The sequence below is a fragment of the Sulfuracidifex tepidarius genome, from assembly GCF_008326425.1.
Taxonomy (GTDB): Archaea; Thermoproteota; Thermoprotei_A; order Sulfolobales; family Sulfolobaceae; genus Sulfuracidifex; species Sulfuracidifex tepidarius.
Window position 1 is genome coordinate 1,114,660 of record NZ_AP018929.1, and the last position, 16,964, is coordinate 1,131,623.

Sequence of the window (16,964 nt, forward strand, 5' to 3'; positions counted from 1 at the left end):
GGATGAGAATATTAACTGACATCAATGAAGAGCATAAAGATAGCGCCGTCGCTGTACACACAGTCTAGGATTGAGTATAGAGATGGAAGGAAGATAGTCTCAAAGTGTTATTCTTCAGTCTTCGGTATAAAATGGTTTCTTATTTCTAGGATGTTCTATACTTTTCCTTATGCCTCCCAGCCATTGGAGAGAATGGGAAGAGAGATCGAGTTCTTCACTTTTAGATGGAAGGACATTGGAGTACCTAAGATTATTGACATGGATTACGATCGTGTATGCTTATTTAGAGAATTTATAGATGGTAAGGAAGTTGATAAGGATAGGAAAAGCTTCGAATTAATTGGTAATGCTTTAAGGAAAATACATGAAGCCGGTTTCGTCATGGGAGATACTAAGTTATCAAATTTCATGATAAAGGAAGACAAGGTATTTGTAATAGACGCTGAACAGGCAATAAGGAGCTCATCAAAGGACTATATAGCATGGGATATTCTGGTCTTCTTCCTCTTCTCTAGTTTCGCCTTCGTCAACGAGGTCAAAGATTACAGGGACTGTATAAGGTCTTTCGTCACAGGATACGGAATCGATGGCGAAATAGCCATGAAAATTACTGATATAAAAAACGTACCTTTGTTGGCTCTGTTTTCTCCACTCCATTTAATTGAAATCAAGAAGATTAGCGCAGAGTTTCTATGATTACCTTCTCGTTATCTTTTCTGGTTCTAACTTCTTGGTCGAGTACTCTGGCGCCGCAAGCAGGGCATTTATAAAAATATTTTATAGTCTTACTGGAGTCACCTAGCTCAGCTTCTACTAAGAACTCCATTTTCACTCTGCACCTTGGGCAATCAACTTCGTCCATAGCGTGATTTTTAACTAGCGAGAATATAAGAATATATATGCTTGACAGGTTCGGAAGGCCGGTTGAAGACCTAAGGATAACATTAACTCATACTTGCAACTTCAAGTGTTTCTTTTGTCACATGGAAGGCGAAGGCGACGCAGTATCCGGAGTATCTAGACGTGGGATATTTAGGGTAACGGAGATTTCAAGGGATTATGGAGTCAGGTCGGTTAAACTTACGGGTGGAGAACCCACGCTCAGGAAGGATTTGTTCCAGATCATCTCAGACATATCTTCCTTAGGGTTGGAAGTTTCCATGACTACTAATGGCTTTCTCTTATCTTCAATAGCGGGAAAACTGAAGGAAGCAGGATTATCTAGGGTTAACGTGAGCCTCCACGGGTCTGATCCTACGTCATTTAAGGCTGTGACCGGTGTAGACGCCTTTCAGAGGGTAATCGATGGAATCAAGGCAGCGTTGGAATATCATCTCAGACCATTGAAAGTGAACATAGTAGTGACAAGGAAGAACTTGAGCGATATAGAAAATCTGCTTTCCATGGTTGAGAGAATAGGAGTTGATGAAGTTCACTTGATAGAGATGCATCCAGTGGGTCATGGAAGGGAGGCATTTGAGAACCATATATTCCTAAAGGATCTGGAAGAAAAACTAGAGAAGGTATCCGTCAGGAAGGAGCTTAGATCCAAACACATGAGGCCTAGATACGTCATGAGCTCAGGTATGGTGATCGAGGTTGTAAAGCCTTACGCCAATCCCCTGTTCTGTGCTGGATGCAACAGGATAAGACTGACTGCAGACGGAAAACTAAAGACTTGTTTATACAGGGACGAAAGGGTTATAGATATTTCCTCTGTCCTAGACGAGATTGACGATGTAGCCTATCCGTTGATAAGGTCTGCATTTGAAATTGCGATAGCTATTAGAGAGCCCAACTTCAAATATAAGTTATGAATAGACTCGGGAAACTCCAGAAGCTCCAGGAAGAGAACGGACTAGATTGCGTCATGGTTGCAGCAGAACCAAATCTGTACTATTACTCTAACTTTGAAGGTGCAGGAGTACTCACTTTGAAGGACGGCAGATTTACCTTAATAGTTCCAGAGCTGGAGAAGAACCGTGCCCTAGAAGTAAAAGGAGTTGATGTGGTTAGCTATTTTCCATTCAAGATAGCGGAGGACACATTCGAAGGATCTCTAACTACAGCATTAAAGAACGTTTTAGGGAATTGCGGTAAACTAGGCGTGGATTTGGGATGGGTGAACACTCCTTCTTATCTTCAATTTAAGACCTTGGTAGACAACATTTCTGATATCTCTGACGTCATCCTGAATCAGAGGTCAATAAAGGACGAGGAGGAGATAGCGATGATAAAAGAGGCAGGTAAAATCACCTCGTCTGCGATGAAGGTTGGTATGGACAAAGTTCTATCTGGGAAAGTTAACGAGAAACAGGTCGCAGGTTACATAGACTTAACAATGAAGGAAGAAGGTGCGGAGGATTACGCTTTTCCTTCCATAGTAGCCTTCTCTGAGAACTCAGCTAAGCCTCATCATATTCCTTCAGATAAGGTATTTGAGATGGGAAAGCCAGCAGTGGTAGACATAGGAGCTAAATTCGGCGGCTATTGCTTCGATAGCACTAGGACATTCATCCCTTCACCTCTGGAAGAAGTGAAGAAAATCTACGAGATAGTTCTACAGGCTCAGTTGGAGGCAATCGATCTAGTGAGAGACGGAGTCAAGGCATCGGAAATAGACACGGCAGCGAGAAAGGTGATAGAGAAGGCTGGCTTCGGGAAGTATTTCGTCCATTCCACTGGCCACGGCGTAGGTATAGAAGTGCATGAGAAGCCTTACGTTTCATTCACGTCGAAGGATACGCTAAAAGAGAACATGGTGATAACGGCTGAGCCCGGAATTTACATTCACGGTAAGTTCGGGGTCAGAATTGAAGACACGCTGATAGTAAGGAAAGGGAAGCCTGAAGTGTTGGAAACCACTTATAAACTACTGTAATCTATAGAGGCATTAAAAATAGTAGTTAGATGTTCTGTAAAAAAGTATTAATTTTAAGGAAGTACATAGTAGGTTACGGTCACAATGGAAAAGATAGAATACAAAGAGAAAGCCATAGAAGAGATATCAGTTCGTGTCAAAGAAATCCTAGAGTTATTAGGAGAGGATGTAAACAGGGAGGGACTGAGAGAAACCCCTACAAGGGTAGCGAAGGCACTTTACGAGATGACCTCAGGATTGAGGACAGAACCACCCGAGATAAAGGTATTCAAGTTGTCGGAAACCGGAGACGTGGAATACGAGGAAGATCAGCTAATTGTAGCTAAAGATGTAGGCTTCTCATCTTTATGTGAGCATCATTTACTTCCATTCATAGGTAAAGTACACATAGCGTATGTTGTTGGTAAAGGAGGAAAGGTAGCAGGATTCAGTAAGCTAATAAGGATAACCAATTATTACGCTTCCAGACCCCAGATTCAGGAAAGACTGGTATCGCAAATAGCCGATGCATTGATGAACAGCGACGTGGAACCTAAAGGAGTTCTAGTAATAGGGAGTGGAGTACACATGTGTTCCTTTGTTAGAGGCGTAAAGGACAGGGAAGCCAACTTGGTCTCCATCGCTACTAGGGGAGTTTTAAAGACAAATAGGTCATTGAGAAACCAAGCTATGAGGTTGATAGAATCCTCCACTAAGCAAAACTTATTATAAGTTATTTACAAACATATTTTATACACGACATGTCAAGTAAGAAGCTTATTTTGTCAATACTTAGAGAGAATGGAGGCTACCTTCCGCAGTCCAGACTCAAGGAGATCACCGGTTTATCTAAAAGTAGGTTGTCGGAAATCCTTTCTGAGCTAGAGAAGGAAGGTGAGATTTCAAGAGAAAAGATAATTGGAAGGAACCTCTCCGTCTCTCTGAGGAATTCGCTTAGAATAGGCATAATAAATGCTGCAGAGTACCCTTTCATTATTCCTTTTTATAAGAAGGTGAAAGAGAAAGGTTATAACCCGAAGCTGGAAGTCTATAGTGATGGTGTTTCTCTAACTAAAGACTTAGTTCTAGGTAAGCTCGAAGTTGTCATGTCACCTCTCGTGACTCAGATTTTCTTCAATAGGATATTTGGTAACATAACAATTCTATCTGGCGGAGCTAAAGGAGGAGGGGGTATTGTGGGCGAAAACTGTGGCAAGGTAGGCTCCACGTTTATTTCTAGCATGGAAGCTTGGACATTGGAGTACTGTAAAGAGGCCGACATAGTTCACATGAGAAGTCCTACTGAGCTCATTGAGAAGCTCGATAGGAAAGAAGTTGATGCAGTAGCTATCTGGGAGCCTTATCTTACTTTGCTAAAGAGTAGAGGAATAAAGGTAAATTACTTTGAGCATGAACATTGCTGTACATTAGCAATAAGGAAAGATGTCACTAAGGCTGAGGAAATTAAGAGGATTTATGAAGAGTCCTTCTCAGAGTTCCTCAGTTCAAAGGAGAGATGGATAAGTGATTACTCTAATTTCCTTAATTTCGACCATAACGTGCTAAGTGACGCAGTCAAAACATATGAGTTCGATAGTTATCTTGATCCTAAGGAGATGCAGAAAAACAGAAAAATATCAATCAGTTTAAAAAATTAATCTATAGAAGAAAAATGAAATAATTAAATAAAATTCTTAAAAATCTTCTTATTTCAGGAGTCCAAGTAGTAGTAAAGCTCCATCGGATGTGGGTACATTTGCATGGTCTTAGCTTCCTGCCTCTTAAGGTCTATGTATGTATCGATTATGGAATTACTGAAGACTGGCTTCAAGAACTCCTTGTCGCTTTCTAGCTCGTCGAGAGCCTCGTCTAAACTTCTGGGAAGCTCCCTTATTCCTTTCTCCCTCCTCTTTTCAGGTGTCAGGTGGTAAATGTTCTCGTCTACAGGATTGCCTGGGTCAATCTTTCTATTTACTCCATCCATTGCAGCCATAAGAACTGCAGAGAACAGAAGATATGGATTACATGAAGGATCAGGAGCTCTGTATTCGATTCTTTTAGCTTTCTCGATGCCTCTAAAATACGACGGTACTCTAATTATTGCACTTCTATTACCTTTGCTCCATGCAGTGTAGACTGGTGCCTCAAAACCTGGGACTAGTCTCCTGTAACTGTTTACAGATGGAGACGCTATTGCTGACAAAGCTCTAGCGTGATGAAGGATGCCTCCTATCACGTATCTGCCAATCTGGCTTATCTCAGCATATTCGTCGTTAGGATCGAACATCAAGTTTTTACCTTCATTACTCCACAAACTGAAATGAGTGTGCATTCCCGTCCCGTTGTCTCCGTAAATTGGCTTGGGCATGAATGTGGCTGTTAAGCCGTGTTTAGCTGCTATGTTCTTAGTAACGTACTTTAACGTTTGTACTTTGTCAGCTGTGTCGGTTAAAGTAGAGAACCTGAAATCTATTTCTCCTTGACCTGCAGTGGCTACCTCGTGGTGTGTTGCCTCAATTGTGAATCCGAAGTATTTAACTAGGGTATCTACAATTTCCACCCTCACATCCATTAGTTTGTCTACAGGAGGAGCGGGATAGTACCCTTCCTTATATCTGATCATGAACGAACCGCTGTTATCCCAAGGGGACTCCCTTGCATGGACTTTGTACCCTGTGCCAGACTGAGGTGTAGCTACGTCTAAATCTACCTTATCGAAAAGGAAGAACTCTAATTCAGGGCCGAAGAATGATTTGTATCCACGGTCTTGCTGAAACTTCTCTGCAGTGTTAGCAACTCCTCTTGGATCTCTCTCAAACCTTCCCTTTCCTCCACCCCAATATACGTCAGTGAGTATTCTCATGACCCCAGGGGACCAAGGAATTAGGGACGCGGTTTCAGCCAACGGCATTAATACCATGTCGCTCTCGAAGATCTCTGTGAAACCTCTTATACTGCTACCATCGAGCTTTCCAAATCCGCTCTTGAAGCTTTCAAGCTCAACATCTGTGGACGGTATAGTTATGTGATGTAACCTACCCGGTAGGTCTGTGAACTGGAGATCTACCCATCCTAAGTTGTTCTCTTTTATTAACTTGAGCACATCCTCTGCTGACTTTGGCATGCACGCCATTATTGATGAAGAGTATAAAAACTTTCATTATTATTTGAGTAAAAACTATTCAATTTCTTATGCATGAAAACACCGTGAATGTTAGAAAATGATGAAATATATTTTAAGTCTAGTATTCTCTTTCCAATCTACCGTTTCTCATGATATAGTGGTGCTCAGCATGGTTAACGTCTTTTATATCTTGTGTGATATAGATTAATTGTATAGAATTCTTTTTACATAAAGAAATGAAACTTTGCATGAACGACTCTCTATCATTTATGTTAGAGAAGGCCTCGTCCGCAATTATGACGTCAGGTCTCCCTATTAACGCTGTGGCAAGGGAAACTCTCTCTCTGTTGCCTAGACTTAGTTCGCTGAGCTTCTTCTCAGTTACGGGTAACTTCAGCTCCTGAATTACCGTCTCTAAATCTAGAATGTTACCTCTTTTCAGTCCTGCTTTATATCCCCATTTCAAGTGCTTAAAAGGAGTGAAATTCGGAACGAAAGAGGAAGGAGTAACTAGAACCACTCCTCTCTCTCCCGGTTTCTTGTGGGTCACGTCTCTTCCATTTATTCTAACGTAACCTTCGTCCTGTTTAAGTGATCCGCTTACTATTCTAGCGAGCGTAGATTTCCCGCTTCCGTTTTCGCCCGTTATAGCGATGTTCCCCTCTTCTTTGAGGTTAACATCGAGGAAGAAGTCTTTCAGCCTCTTCTTAACGGAACACTCCATCATTGCAGATATTTAGTTATAGCTTTCTCTAAAGTTTCCTCGTCTATAGCTCCTACGAGAGTGTCCTCAAGCCCTCCATTGACAAATATTAAGGTAGTAGGTATGTTCATGATATTATACTTGTCTGCGGTCTTATTGTTCTCGTCCACATTTACTCTGCCGAAGAAAGCTTTCTCCTTGTACTTGGACGCTACTTTCTTGAACACTGGCTCATAAAGGTGGCACGGGGCACACCACGTTGCCCAAAAATCCAGGACAACTACCCTGTTGTTCTTAAGTACTTCATCAATGTTCTCATCTTCAACTTGTTGCAGTTCAGATGGGACTTCCTTTATGGAATTAGCTAAACTCGAAAGCCTTTCAGAGACCTCCTTTACCAGCTTGTCTACTTCCGACATCTTCTCATCCTTCTATGTAAATTCTCTTCAGCCTCTTATAAAACGCTACCTTAGAGTTCACGTAGTTCATAAGGTCTTCCTCCTTCACGTTTCCCTTTACCTTCACGTAGGCTACAGGTTGCTGACCAAGGTTCCCTGCGTCCTCTCCCTTTACCTCCACCGATATCACGTCTGGGTGAGTCAGGAGGATCTCTTCTAGATCGCGAGGGAATATAGGATATCCTTTATACTTCAGCATCCTCTTCTTAACGCCTCTGAAATAGAGGAGACCTTTGTTGTCCATAGATACTAAGTCACCGCTCTTCAGCCATCCTTCGTGGAACACTTTCTCCGTTTCTTCTTGGTCATTATATCCTAACATGAGCCAAGGGGCTTTGATCAGGAGTTCTCCAGTTTCGTTTTTCCCTACTTCCTTGTTTTTATTGTCCACTATCTTTATTTCCGCGTTAGGTAAAGGCTTTCCTAAGGAGATGACCCCTGAAAGTTCCTTAGGTTGGAAAGTGATCACTAAACCCTCTGTGAAGCCGTATTGCTGTACTATGTCCTTGCCGTATTTTTGTTTGAACTGCTCTACCGTCTTAGGGAACAGCGGTGCCGCGGTACTGACGCATAGTTCTAAACTACTTAAGTTAGAATCTGAAGAATTGAAAGAGTCGTAAATCATTGGTACTGTAGCCAAGTAATTTAAACTGTATTTCGATATTGCCGAGGAAGCTTCAGCAGTAGAGAACTTTTTCATGACGTACATTTTTCCGCCCGCCTCTAACGTAACTCCGAAAACGCTATTTCCGAGCACGTGGGCTATAGGGACTGTAAGTATCGACTTAACTTCAGTTAGTGAAATAGCTTTAAGCAGAGATATGGCATTGAGCCTGACCCTTTGAGCGCTGTGTTTCACCTGCATTGTCTTTCCGGCTATTCCGGCATAATAGTAAATCAGGCCAGTCTCGTCTTCTGTGTAAGAGTAAGGTGTATTAACTTTGTTCCCTGTGTCCACATCCGTGATAGCCTTATACCCTTTCAGGTATTCTTTTTCGCGTTGAAGTATTTCCTCATCAGTGAACACAATATCAGGCTTAGAGTCGTCTAAAATGAACTTCAGATCCTCCGCTGAAGTCAGAGGATCTATAGCAACGATTTTAGCCCCAGCCCAAAATGAGGCTAGGTAAAAGAGCACAGACTTCAATGAATTGTTCATGATATGTGCTACCGTATCTCCTGGTGAGAGGATTGACGCTATACTTGATACTCTCTCTTTTACCTGTTCAAAGGTCATGGAGGTTTCCGAATCTATTAAAAACGTAGAAGAAGGTTTTTCCTTATACCATTTTTCTAGGGCTTCTCCATAGCTCAAGACTATCAGGATACCCTTTAATCCTACCCTATTATTTTTTGGTAATGATCGAAGTTCAGGGGCTTTCCAGGATCCATATTACGCTCATCAATATGGATAGAAGGTTGAACAGGATAGACGGAGGCGTAGGTATAGCGTTGAAGGAACCGAGGGTAGTTGTCTCTACTGGGAACTGTATGGAATTTCCCTTAGATCTGGATTTCAAAACTCCAGGGATATGCGTGAAGGAAGATTACCCAGAGCACGTTGGATTAGGTCATACCACTCAGTTCAGACTTTCACTTGCTAAACTAGCCTCTGAGTATAACCACCTACCTTACTCCGTTAAAGAATTAGCCTCCAAAGTCAAAAGAGGAACCACGTCTGGCGTTGGTATCTACGCATTTCATTACGGGGGGCTAGTGTTGGACGGAGGGCACTCTCTGAAAGTCAAGAAGGACATCCTCCCCTCCGATTTCGCCGATTCTCCACCCCCAGCTTTGCTGGCCAGGATGGATTTCCCTTGGAAAATATACATTAATATTCCCAGAGGCAAGAAAGTGTTCGGTAGGGAAGAGCTGGATTTCTTCAAGTCTGCCAAGCCTGAGAACATAGACGAGCTTTCCAGGGTAGTATTGATGGGACTTTTACCCTCAGTCGCAGAGAGGGATCTCGAAGGCGCGTTAGACTCTATCAGGAGGATACAGACGCTAGGTTTTAAGAAGCTCGAAGTGAGTCTGCAATCTGAAGAAGTGAAGACACTAATGAGGAACATGGAGATAGCAGGATTCCCTGGCGGGTTATCCTCATTCGGACCCTTAGTCTACACTTTCCTTTCTTCCAGAAGGGAAGGCGAGGAACTAGTGTCTAGATTCGGCGGTTCGGTAGTTGAGCCCAACAACGAAGGGGCGAAAGTCAGATGGATTACGACGAATTCGTGATTGAGGAGCTGAGGAAAGTATATGGAAACTACGTGGATTCATTTTTGAGAGAAATAACGAGACCTAACCCGAGGCTTTACGTTAGGGTCAACACTATCAAGGCCGATCCAGGGGAAGTAGCTGACAGGATAGGTTTCAAGAGGGACGAAGACTTCCCAGAAGCCCTCTTCACACCAATAAAAGGCCCGTTTAAGGTAGAGACGTATGATGATGTAGTGATTGTGGACAAAAAGACTGCTGAGAGTGTAATGGTAGGTGCAGACGTCTTTAGACCTGGGGTCAAGAAGGTTAAGGCAAGAGTAGGAAAAAGGGTTACTGTAATAAGCGAGCGCGGAGATGTGGTAGGAGAAGGTGAATTCATAAACTCACCAGACCTCGTAGTTAAGGTAGATAACTCTCTCTATTCCTCTGTCAAACTCTCAGAACTGCCAGAGTTAGCTAAGGGAGAAATTTACGTCCAAGGCAAGTCTTCCATGTTTGTAGCTAGGTTATTGGATCCGAGACCTGGGGAAACGATAGTTGACATGAATGCTGCGCCGGGAGGAAAACTTACGCATGTAGCGCAACTTCAGCCCAAAGCCAAGGTTCTAGGTTTCGATCATACAGCGAGGAAGGTAGATAAAATGAGGTCTTTGTTGGCGAAAATGAACGCTGTGGCTCAAGTATTCGAGGGAGACTCCAGATACCTTTATGAGGATTTCAACCTCAGGGACGTTGACAGGGTCATCATAGACCCACCTTGCTCTGCGATGGGGCTGAGACCCAAACTTTACGATAAAAAGACGAGAAAGGATATCCTCACGTTCTCAGAGTATCAAAAGCAATTTCTAAATTCAGCATACAAGATACTTAAAAAAGGAGGAACATTGATCTACTCTACATGCACTGTTACCGAGATGGAGAATGAGGCAGTGGTTGAAGACGGACGCTTCGAGGTCGAGAAGGAGGTGAGGTTCCATCCAATGCAGGGGATGACAGGCTTTTTTATAGCTAAACTGATAAAAAAATGACATGCCTCTAGAAAGTTTCATGGGAAAGTTTCCCAGGGTAAGTGAGAACTCCTTCATACACTCAACTGCATATGTGATCGGAGACGTAGAAATAGGGGACATGTCCAGCGTTTGGCACTACTCAGTGATAAGAGGCGACAACGATTCCATACAAATAGGTAACGGTTCAAACATACAGGAGAACTCCTCAGTACACACAGATCCCGGATACAAAGTTAGAGTAGGGGACAAGGTAACTATAGGTCATAATGCAGTAGTTCACGGAGCTACTGTGGGGTCGAATGTGATAATCGGAATGGGGTCAATATTGCTCAACGGATGCAGAATAGGGGATTTCTCTATAATCGGTGCCGGTGCAGTTGTACCAGAAGGGAAGGAAATTCCCGACTATAGCCTAGCCCTAGGAGTGCCGGCAAGGGTAGTGAGGAAGCTTCAAGAAGAAGAAATAAAAGTTATAGAGGAGAATGCAACAGAATATATAAATCATGTGAAGAGGTTATCATCAAATGGGCAGAGACATTAAAGCAGTAAAGTGGTTCTTTGATACTCAAGTACTTAAGGATCCCTTCAATCCGGGTTACGCTACTTTCAAAGTAACTTCGAAGTGCAACCTGAGATGTACTTTTTGTAACCCCTCATATTACAGCGGTGAGTTAGGCGAAGCACCTACAGAGAGGGTCAAGAAGATGATAGATAACATGAGGGACTCCTCCGTGATAGTCCTCTCATTTGAGGGAGGAGAACCCACATCAAGACCAGACATACTAGATCTCTTGAACTACGCTCACGACGGTTCATTCTACATCATGTTGACCTCAAACGGCTATAGACTGAGGGATGAAAACTTCCTTGCTAAGGTCGCCGACAAGATAGATTTCTTGCACTACTCTATAGACGAGTATCATTGGAACGTGAAGAACTTAGATGACCTTTGCAGGTTCAGGAAGTACGGAATTAAGGTCAACGTCCAGACAGTTGTTACCAGATTCAACTTGGATAAGCTAGAGGAGAAGGTCAGAAAAGTGAGGGAATGTGGGTACAAGATACTCGCAATGCCTGCAGTAGACTACCCCGACTCAAAAGTTAAGTTAGCTCCAGACCCAGAGAAGTTCTACAAGGTAATGTATGAGCTCAAGAGCAAGTATGGCTCTACCTTGAACAACTCGTGGGGCTTCATCAATGCGTTAGTGGGGAAAACACCGTCCAGAGTTACTAGTTATGCTATAACTGTATACCCCAACGGTGATATACCTTACCCTGACGATATAAACGGAGAAGTCGTGGGCAACGTAGCAGAGAACAGACTGAAGGACATAATGAAGTCGGAAAAAGTTAGATCTCTGCAAAAGAAAATGCTAGAGAACCAAGCCAGGTTCGAGTACCTTCATCTCCAGACAGCTTCTTTCAATAGCTTAAGGGACCTCATATCATACGCGACTGAGATGGCTAAGTGGCGCTTTACTGGAAGGGCTTAACCGAAGGCTTTTTTGTAGATTTCCTGTGCGTCGTCGTTAACCAGATGCATATATATCTGAGTTGTCTTAATGTCGTGATGCCCCAGTATCTTCTGTAATACGGGAAGAGGTATCCCTTTCTTTATTGCCATGGTAGCAAATGTATGACGTAATATGTGTGGTCTTAAATCCTCTATCCCGCATCTCTTTCCTGCCCTTCTGATCAGTTTGTAAAGAGCTTGGTAACTTATGTCGAATAGTCTACTCTGTGGGTCCTTTCCGCGGACGTAGGATCTAAGCTGGGTCGCAGTTTCTTCAGTGAAGAAGACCACCCTCTCCTCACCGTTCTTAGTATTTCTGAGTCTTAAGAGGTTGTGATCTAGGTCCACATCTACAACTCTGAGGGATAGGAGCTCATTAGAACGTATTCCTGTATCGAGTAATAATCTAACAGCTAGTCTACCTTTTCTTCCTCTAACTGCGTTAAGTAATGCGAGAGCTTGTTTTTCATTCAATGCCTTGTATTCTCTTCTTCTTATGCGAGGTAGAGGTCCCTTGACGTCTTTTCCTACCCATTTCAAATACCTTTTTACCGCTATAGCGTAAGACCTAACAGTAACGGTTTTAGCCCTTTTCTCCTCTATCTCATCCACCTTACTTTTTTTCCCCTTCCTTGACATTAGTGACATCATCCAACGATTGAAGTCCGATGTTGAGACCTCTCGTGGATCCTTATTTACAAAGTTCAGGAAATCCTTAATTGCGGCGGAATAGAGTTTAACTGTTCCCTTTCCTGCCCCAGCTAATACGAGCGAATTAACGAATGATTCGAGACTGACATCATCTGCAGCAGATCCTATATCGAGCTTCATAAAAATGGACTTCTTAAGGATGAGTTAAAAAGGAAAAGGTAGAGAGAAAGGAGAGAGAGGAGAGGGAAAAAATTATATCATGACAAAATATAACTGTTACTCTCAGTTTTCTTTCTCCTCCACTCTCTTCTTAGATGCACCAGCTAGATATACGTATACATTCACCTTAAAATTCCCCTTTAGATTATTCAACATAGTCTCATCCCTTTTCTCCGAGCTTCCGTCATTGATATAAACTTCCTTAAACTCCCCATTTATCATAAGAACCCTAAAAGACATCCCTTCTCCAAGTCCTGAGATGTACACTACTGGGTATTTAGACACCTCACTGTACATATTCTCTAGGAAAACAGCGAGGTTGGGTTCTGCATCTATATTTTCTGTCTTTTCTAATTTTGATTTCAATAATATCTTTGACACATCGGAAATTTTGCCAAGATCGAGATTACCGAAGTCCAATCCAGTTTCCATAGGTCTTTCTTCCTTCACTTGTTCACCTACTGTCTTAGCAACCTCATTTCCGATTGTTGGTAGTGCCTTAGAGACTATCCATTCCTTCTCTCCTACATACTTAAGCATTACTTTAATGTTGCATTCCTTAGGAGTCTGATTTAGAGAAAACATTAGCTCTAGAAGAGAGCTTTTCGCCTTCAGTTTATATTCTATGAAGTCCTTTCCAATTAGTCCTATTTCAGTAGAGAACGTTTCTTTATAACTGAATATCCCCATTCTGTTAAACCTTAAAGTTACATCATCTCCCTTCAGACCCACCAGATAAGGTAAATTGCTTACCACATTAGTCTTATCCATGAGCCATTTCTCGACGGTTTTGCATGACGTTTCTGTTGAGACCTCTTGTGAGTATAATTTTGTCATGCTATGTTCTATAATAAATCATGATTTTAAGTATGTCTATTATGTTGAAATTTTTAATATATTGTTCTTCCTTAACGATGTTAAAGAAGAAACTTATTAAAAAGCTAAAAAAAGTAAGATATAGTAAAATCAAGAAGGAAATGTAAAAATAAGAATGCGTGTGTCAACGAAGAGTCCATCATAACTTAAAAGCTCTTTAAATAAATCCCTGCTCTTTAAGATAGAATCATGAACGTTTTAGTTCTCTCAAAGGATGATCTGTTGAAAGTGGCTGATAGCTCCACGCTAGTTGAGTCAGCGAAAGAGGCTTTCTCTTCTTTCTCGACTGGCAAAATAACCCAGCCTGAAAGGCAAGTTTTCACTGTTAATGGCAATTGGTGGGGTTCAATGATAGGATTCAACCAGCACTCGTTCGGGACGAAGATAGTTAACGTAATTAACGAAAATAAGGAAAAAGGAAAGGCTTCAGTCAATGGGATAGCAGTCCTTTTTTCCTCTGAAAGTGGCGAAGCGGAATGCATAGCAGAAGGCTCAACTCTTACCGCTTTGAGAACGGCAGCAGCCAGCGTCCTTTCTACGTGGATTGCGTTAGGCAGAAGATATTTCAACTCTCTAGGGGTTATAGGAGCTGGAGAAGAGGCTTACTACCATGTGAGAGTAGCCAGAGACTTCTTTTCAATTGGTGACATAATGATAACCGCCAGATCTTCTCATGTAAAAGTGGCGAAAGAATTAGGTTTAATTTCAACGGACTTAAAGACACTCCTTTCTTCCTCCGAGGTTATATACTCTACTACCTCTTCACGTGAACCAGTGGTTTTAGGGAGGTTCTTGAAGCCTGAATTCCACGTTTCCAGTATAGGGGCTCATACTCCAGATTCTAGGGAACTTGATGATGAAGTCATATCTAAAGCCAGAACTGTCATTGTAGATTCCAAGGAAGCCACCTCGAAGGAGAGCGGAGATATAATAGTTCCGGGCAGGTTAGGGTTACTCAATGATAAGCTGATCGAAATAGGAGAAGTCATATCAAAGGGCATAAAGGTTGAAAGGCCATCTGTCTTCAAGACAGTAGGGATTGCCTCTCAGGATCTTATGGCGATGAGTTACCTCTGTAAGAAGGCTGAGAAAGAGGGAATAGGGAAAGAAGTTAGCATTTAATTATTTCAGTTACTTACCTTTCCAAATCACGTCAGGGTTATTCGTTTCTTTGTTTACCCACAGTGCAAGCACGAAAAGTAGAGATGACAAACGGTTCAAGTAAACTATGTGAACTTCCTTTACCATCAAGTTTTCCTCTCTAATTAGGCTCACCACGCTTCTCTCTGCCCTTCTGCAAACGCTTCTAGCCATATGAAGAAAGGAAGCAGCTTCATGTCCTCCAGGCAGGACGAAATTCTTGAGGGGAGGGAGGTTCGCAGACGTCTTCTCTATAGACGTTTCAAGGAATTTCACCTTATCGTAACCGAAGTTCATGTCAAATCCTGCTATCTCAGATGAGAGCGAGAAGATGTCTGACTGTATCTGAGTTATTAAATCATAGAGCGGGGGATACAGAGACATGACTATACCGAGTATGGAATTCAATTCATCTAGATTACCTAGGGCTTCGACTATTCTATCGTTCTTCCATACTTCACCCATCGAAGGCACTTTCGTCTTTCCTTTATCGCCGGTTCCAGTGTACCACATTATACTGAAGTATTTCTATCCGCTGATTAAAAGCCTCATTATTTCTCTTTCATAAAGCACGTTTGTGAGCTTCCCTTCTTTATCTACTACTGCTATCAACGGTTTCTCGGTCTCTCTGAATTTCTTCAAGACGTTAGAGACTTTCACTTCCTGATTTACTGTCTCTATTTCGTCGAGGTATACGTCGCATATTTTAAGTCTATCGTAATCGTTAGGGTCTATTGCTATCACTGTGTTCATTGACATGTATCCCATAGGTCTTAAATTCTGATCCACAACCACGACTCCCCTGACTCTCTTCTCGGTCAGGATCAACACGGCATCTTTCAGAGGGCTTTCACATGTAACGTAAACCAGTTCTTTAGCTAGGTCGGAAACGCTTTGAGATAACTTCACCTTTCTGTTCTCTTCTGTTTTCTTTCCCCCTCTAACGTTAATTCTCTTAAAGAGTATTGGTATCACTATTGTGGAAAAGGTTATGGCTAATACAGTCTGTGAGTATTCCTTTCCATTTATGTAACCCGCTGAAAGTGCAGTAATCAGAAGTGAAGTATCGACGCCTCCTTTCACTGCAGTCCCTAACGCGTTGAAGGTTGAGTTCAGATTAACCAGCCTTGACGTTATTCCTCCAACTATTACCTTAGACGACATAGTAATGGCAGACAATAACAAACCAACTACTAATATATCTGCTGTAATTTTAACAAAGTACAATCCTATACTTACGAAAAATAACGGTTCGAAGAAACCGTATGTGAAGGCGTGAAGCTTCTCCTTCAGTTCTGGCCTATCGCTGAGGTAATCCCTGAGAAGGAACCCTAGGAAAAGAGCTGCTATAGCTGAGTTAAACCTGTAAGTATCGGCCAAGAACCCTATCACGAGAATGGTGGAGATCAGGGTTGCGAACTCTATCTCCCTTACTTTGAAGACAGACTCCAGTCTTTCCAGCCCCATTGAAATATATCTTCCTATTAAAATTATAGCTACAACAATCGCAATCACTTCAACCGTGGAGATAACGATATGGCTTATGTCTTGAAGAATTGCAAACATCACAACTGCAATTATTTCGTCTATTATGACTTGGTAAAACAGATAGTTTCCTTGTAACCTCTTGCTCATCCCTACATCGATCAGAAGTCTAGTTAGAGGTCCAGCACTGCTCATAGCTAAGGGGACAGATATTAGAAGGATGTTGTCGAAACCTCCTAATGCGTACAGACTCAAGACTATTATTAAGAAAGGGAAGGAAAGTTGCAGTATAGCGGAAAGGAAGAACTTCTTCTCAATTTTAGTCTTGATTTCGAACTCTTCAGCCCCAGCTAAAAAAAGGAGGAAGACTATACCCAGAGATGTGATGAAAGAAATGATACTGTTTACATGAACTATCCCTAGTCCACCTTCTCCCATCACTATTCCAGTGACTATAGAGCCTACGAAGGGGACTAGTCCTATCCTCCTGAATCCCTCTTCTAGTGCTTTCGCTATGAAGAGCAGTATTCCTATGAAGAGTAAAGAAGTGACTTCAATAGACATTTGCGTAGAGATGGCTTTTGGGTCAAATATCTTTACTTATCATGTAAAATGGTTTACTTATAGCAGTTAGGAATTTCTTGATATTAAATGAAATAATTTATAAATATTATAAATATTTTATTATATGCTTTTAAAAATAATTCG

Annotated in this window: 19 protein-coding genes; 10 read left to right on the forward strand and 9 right to left on the reverse strand. The window is 42.0% G+C overall.

The annotated features are described in order from the left end of the window. Positions 1–24: 24 nt before the first annotated feature. Positions 25–696, forward strand: a complete 672-nt coding sequence (locus IC007_RS05340; protein WP_054845593.1) for a BUD32 family EKC/KEOPS complex subunit — start codon at positions 25–27, stop codon at positions 694–696. Here IC007_RS05340 and IC007_RS05345 read toward each other — a convergent pair. Continuing rightward, positions 677–862 carry a hypothetical protein gene (locus IC007_RS05345; protein WP_054845594.1) on the reverse strand — a complete coding sequence of 62 codons (186 nt, stop codon included), beginning with the start codon at positions 860–862 and terminating at the stop codon, positions 677–679. The two genes, IC007_RS05340 and IC007_RS05345, sit on opposite strands and share 20 nt — an antisense overlap. Before the next feature lie 37 nt (positions 863–899). On the opposite strand from IC007_RS05345, the gene moaA reads away from it, so the two are divergent. The 4 genes from moaA (at position 900) to IC007_RS05365 (ending at position 4,518) form a co-directional block, all read left to right on the forward strand. Further along, on the forward strand, positions 900–1,817 hold the full coding sequence (gene moaA / locus IC007_RS05350; protein WP_054845595.1) for a GTP 3',8-cyclase MoaA: 918 nt from the start codon (positions 900–902) through the stop codon (positions 1,815–1,817). Continuing rightward, complete coding sequence (locus IC007_RS05355; protein ID WP_054845596.1) at positions 1,814–2,881, forward strand: M24 family metallopeptidase; 1,068 nt, start codon at positions 1,814–1,816, stop codon at positions 2,879–2,881. Before moaA ends, IC007_RS05355 begins: the two co-directional genes overlap by 4 nt. An 84-nt stretch (positions 2,882–2,965) precedes the next feature. Next, on the forward strand, positions 2,966–3,592 hold the full coding sequence (gene folE / locus IC007_RS05360) for a GTP cyclohydrolase I (protein ID WP_054845597.1): 627 nt from the start codon (positions 2,966–2,968) through the stop codon (positions 3,590–3,592). A 29-nt stretch (positions 3,593–3,621) separates the two neighbouring features. Continuing rightward, positions 3,622–4,518: a DUF7343 domain-containing protein gene (locus tag IC007_RS05365; protein WP_054845598.1), complete on the forward strand. Its 897-nt coding sequence runs from the start codon at positions 3,622–3,624 to the stop codon at positions 4,516–4,518. Positions 4,519–4,571: 53 nt separating this feature from the next. Here IC007_RS05365 and glnA read toward each other — a convergent pair whose 3' ends face one another. From glnA to IC007_RS05385, 4 genes are all read right to left on the reverse strand, one after another. Further along, positions 4,572–5,984, reverse strand: coding sequence for a type I glutamate--ammonia ligase (glnA, locus tag IC007_RS05370; protein ID WP_054845599.1), 1,413 nt, complete (start codon positions 5,982–5,984; stop codon positions 4,572–4,574). 118 nt (positions 5,985–6,102) lie between these two features. Next, a complete protein-coding gene (locus IC007_RS05375; protein WP_054845600.1) occupies positions 6,103–6,711 on the reverse strand; it encodes an ATP-binding cassette domain-containing protein in 609 nt (202 codons plus the stop codon). Continuing rightward, on the reverse strand, positions 6,708–7,106 hold the full coding sequence (gene trxA / locus IC007_RS05380; protein WP_054845601.1) for a thioredoxin: 399 nt from the start codon (positions 7,104–7,106) through the stop codon (positions 6,708–6,710). Before trxA ends, IC007_RS05375 begins: the two co-directional genes overlap by 4 nt. Positions 7,107–7,110: 4 nt before the next feature. Further along, complete coding sequence (locus IC007_RS05385) at positions 7,111–8,460, reverse strand: class I adenylate-forming enzyme family protein (RefSeq protein WP_054845602.1); 1,350 nt, start codon at positions 8,458–8,460, stop codon at positions 7,111–7,113. Positions 8,461–8,504: 44 nt separating this feature from the next. Here IC007_RS05385 and IC007_RS05390 point away from each other — a divergent pair, with 44 nt between their 5' ends. From IC007_RS05390 to IC007_RS05405, 4 genes are read left to right on the forward strand one after another with little or no spacing between them, the layout of a single operon-like run. Beyond that, positions 8,505–9,380, forward strand: a complete 876-nt coding sequence (locus tag IC007_RS05390) for a beta-ribofuranosylaminobenzene 5'-phosphate synthase family protein (RefSeq protein ID WP_149528462.1) — start codon at positions 8,505–8,507, stop codon at positions 9,378–9,380. An 8-nt stretch (positions 9,381–9,388) separates the two neighbouring features. Next, entirely contained in the window at positions 9,389–10,390 is a 1,002-nt protein-coding gene (locus IC007_RS05395; protein ID WP_054845740.1) for a methyltransferase domain-containing protein, read from the forward strand. 1 nt (position 10,391) lies between these two features. After that, complete coding sequence (locus IC007_RS05400) at positions 10,392–10,913, forward strand: gamma carbonic anhydrase family protein (protein ID WP_054845604.1); 522 nt, start codon at positions 10,392–10,394, stop codon at positions 10,911–10,913. Further along, a complete protein-coding gene (locus tag IC007_RS05405; RefSeq protein WP_149528463.1) occupies positions 10,897–11,865 on the forward strand; it encodes a radical SAM/SPASM domain-containing protein in 969 nt (322 codons plus the stop codon). Before IC007_RS05400 ends, IC007_RS05405 begins: the two co-directional genes overlap by 17 nt. Here IC007_RS05405 and xerA read toward each other — a convergent pair. Both xerA and IC007_RS05415 read right to left on the reverse strand, forming a co-directional pair. Beyond that, a complete protein-coding gene (xerA, locus tag IC007_RS05410) occupies positions 11,862–12,716 on the reverse strand; it encodes a site-specific tyrosine recombinase/integron integrase (protein ID WP_054845606.1) in 855 nt (284 codons plus the stop codon). The two genes, IC007_RS05405 and xerA, sit on opposite strands and share 4 nt — an antisense overlap. A gap of 102 nt (positions 12,717–12,818) precedes the next feature. Next, entirely contained in the window at positions 12,819–13,592 is a 774-nt protein-coding gene (locus IC007_RS05415; RefSeq protein WP_149528464.1) for a hypothetical protein, read from the reverse strand. A gap of 228 nt (positions 13,593–13,820) precedes the next feature. On the opposite strand from IC007_RS05415, the gene IC007_RS05420 reads away from it, so the two are divergent. Further along, positions 13,821–14,753: an ornithine cyclodeaminase family protein gene (locus IC007_RS05420; protein WP_149528465.1), complete on the forward strand. Its 933-nt coding sequence runs from the start codon at positions 13,821–13,823 to the stop codon at positions 14,751–14,753. A 9-nt stretch (positions 14,754–14,762) separates the two neighbouring features. Here the strand turns inward: IC007_RS05420 and IC007_RS05425 are convergent, their stop codons facing one another. Both IC007_RS05425 and IC007_RS05430 read right to left on the reverse strand, forming a co-directional pair. Next, the gene (locus IC007_RS05425; protein ID WP_054845608.1) at positions 14,763–15,284 is read right to left on the reverse strand and encodes a cob(I)yrinic acid a,c-diamide adenosyltransferase; all 522 of its coding nucleotides are present in this window, start codon (positions 15,282–15,284) and stop codon (positions 14,763–14,765) included. Between the two features lie 15 nt (positions 15,285–15,299). After that, entirely contained in the window at positions 15,300–16,820 is a 1,521-nt protein-coding gene (locus tag IC007_RS05430; RefSeq protein WP_173569911.1) for a cation:proton antiporter domain-containing protein, read from the reverse strand. Positions 16,821–16,964: the final 144 nt, after the last annotated feature.

Bases quoted from the DNA above. Each gene is read 5' to 3' on its own strand.
- IC007_RS05340 (WP_054845593.1), top strand. From the start codon at position 25: ATGAAGAGCATAAAGATAGCGCCGTCGCTGTACACACAGTCTAGGATT.
- IC007_RS05345 (WP_054845594.1), bottom strand. From the start codon at position 862: ATGGACGAAGTTGATTGCCCAAGGTGCAGAGTGAAAATGGAGTTCTTA.
- moaA (WP_054845595.1), top strand. From the start codon at position 900: ATGCTTGACAGGTTCGGAAGGCCGGTTGAAGACCTAAGGATAACATTA.
- IC007_RS05355 (WP_054845596.1), top strand. From the start codon at position 1,814: ATGAATAGACTCGGGAAACTCCAGAAGCTCCAGGAAGAGAACGGACTA.
- folE (WP_054845597.1), top strand. From the start codon at position 2,966: ATGGAAAAGATAGAATACAAAGAGAAAGCCATAGAAGAGATATCAGTT.
- IC007_RS05365 (WP_054845598.1), top strand. From the start codon at position 3,622: ATGTCAAGTAAGAAGCTTATTTTGTCAATACTTAGAGAGAATGGAGGC.
- glnA (WP_054845599.1), bottom strand. From the start codon at position 5,984: ATGCCAAAGTCAGCAGAGGATGTGCTCAAGTTAATAAAAGAGAACAAC.
- IC007_RS05375 (WP_054845600.1), bottom strand. From the start codon at position 6,711: ATGATGGAGTGTTCCGTTAAGAAGAGGCTGAAAGACTTCTTCCTCGAT.
- trxA (WP_054845601.1), bottom strand. From the start codon at position 7,106: ATGTCGGAAGTAGACAAGCTGGTAAAGGAGGTCTCTGAAAGGCTTTCG.
- IC007_RS05390 (WP_149528462.1), top strand. From the start codon at position 8,505: ATGATCGAAGTTCAGGGGCTTTCCAGGATCCATATTACGCTCATCAAT.
- IC007_RS05400 (WP_054845604.1), top strand. From the start codon at position 10,392: ATGCCTCTAGAAAGTTTCATGGGAAAGTTTCCCAGGGTAAGTGAGAAC.
- IC007_RS05405 (WP_149528463.1), top strand. From the start codon at position 10,897: ATGGGCAGAGACATTAAAGCAGTAAAGTGGTTCTTTGATACTCAAGTA.
- xerA (WP_054845606.1), bottom strand. From the start codon at position 12,716: ATGAAGCTCGATATAGGATCTGCTGCAGATGATGTCAGTCTCGAATCA.
- IC007_RS05415 (WP_149528464.1), bottom strand. From the start codon at position 13,592: ATGACAAAATTATACTCACAAGAGGTCTCAACAGAAACGTCATGCAAA.
- IC007_RS05420 (WP_149528465.1), top strand. From the start codon at position 13,821: ATGAACGTTTTAGTTCTCTCAAAGGATGATCTGTTGAAAGTGGCTGAT.
- IC007_RS05425 (WP_054845608.1), bottom strand. From the start codon at position 15,284: ATGTGGTACACTGGAACCGGCGATAAAGGAAAGACGAAAGTGCCTTCG.
- IC007_RS05430 (WP_173569911.1), bottom strand. From the start codon at position 16,820: ATGTCTATTGAAGTCACTTCTTTACTCTTCATAGGAATACTGCTCTTC.